This is a genomic window from Mesorhizobium sp. B2-7-1 (assembly GCF_006440735.1).
Classification (GTDB): domain Bacteria; phylum Pseudomonadota; class Alphaproteobacteria; order Rhizobiales; family Rhizobiaceae; genus Mesorhizobium.
The window spans coordinates 1-1,252 of sequence record NZ_VFUA01000226.1 but is presented as its reverse complement, the minus strand read 5'-3'; the positions used below and the strand labels follow the sequence as shown (position 1 = coordinate 1,252).

The 1,252-nt window shown below is 60.2% G+C and carries 1 protein-coding gene; it reads right to left on the bottom strand.

The window, feature by feature from the left end; translation table 11 throughout:
• Positions 1-291: 291 nt before the first annotated feature.
• On the bottom strand, positions 292-558 hold the full coding sequence (locus FJ471_RS34600) for a hypothetical protein (RefSeq protein WP_140811587.1): 267 nt from the start codon (positions 556-558) through the stop codon (positions 292-294).
• Positions 559-1,252: the final 694 nt, after the last annotated feature.

Here is a 1,252-nt window from a genome sequence, read left to right as displayed (position 1 = left end):
CAGTTCTTTCTAGGCCTGTGCACCCTTCGGCTGCGCGGCAGCGATGCGCCGCCTTATGGCAAGTGAGGCGCCCCACCATCGATCGTCAGCCGCGAATGCTCCAAGAAAGAATGCCAGACCACCTGCCGCGCGTCCCGTTCATCCACCATCTGGCCGCACTGGGGGCAGCGGTAGAAATACTCACTCTCATGCTCGCAAATCTTTCCGTTGAGATGAGGTTCGAATGGACCGAGATCAGACAGCTTCGTCATGTCGCCGTGTCCATTTAGGGCGCCTCCGTTTCGGCGACACCTAGCGCGTCACTAGCCTAAGAGTGTGGGCATCCACAGTGACCGGGACGCCGAGGTTGACGGTGACCTTGCCGACTTCCGCGTCGACACAGGTCACATCGCCCACCAGCTCGATCGTTTGGCCCTTCATCACCTTGGAGGTTTCGACAATCGAATGGGGCTGCCCATAGGAGGGTATCGAGACGCTCACACGGTCTTCGGTGACACGCCGGCGCACGGTCGCCGTGATGGCGACTTCATCGCCGATATTGAATGAGCCCTTCGCCATGAAAAGAGTCTGGAGCGGGCAGCGGTTTAGTCAAGCAATCGCTAATGGAACATCGGACCCGAGGCAAAGTTGAACAAACAGGTGGCGTGCGGACAGGCTGCTTGCATCCGCGCGTCGCGTCGGGTGGGGTTATCGCAGCCAGGCCCACTCTGGAATGCGAATCCGCAGGGAGGCCCGATAAAGAGCCCGTCTGACACCCATGCAGGCGGGCTCTTTCACCATGCTGAAATGGACCATCGAAGGTAGTGTGGTGGGACCTCGGCCCTCATCGCACGCAACGGGGTTATCGAAGACCTTGGCACCACCGCCGATTTTGAAACCGCTTCCCCCCGGATAGTGTCGGCGGCCAGGCCCGTCTCCCACAATCCTGTGTCACCCTCGATCTGCGAGCCGGGTTTTGGATATCGAGACCCACTCTGCACGGCCTAGTCCGTCCATCCGGGAAAATCGCTATTGGCGTTCGCTGTGGCCGCAAAACTACAGCACCGCCGGCGGTGCTGACCTAAGACACTCTCGTGCGGGGTGCCTGGGTCAGGCGGACCATCCGGGAAAAGGGGCGCACAGCAATTTGAGGGAAGACGGCCCGTCGGCTCCGGTCGGCGGGCCTTTTTGTTGGCCCTTAACCATGCCAAGGGCTAAACGGGAACAACGTCGACTAACATTTGTTTCTGGCGGCATGCAGAGGCCAACAGCC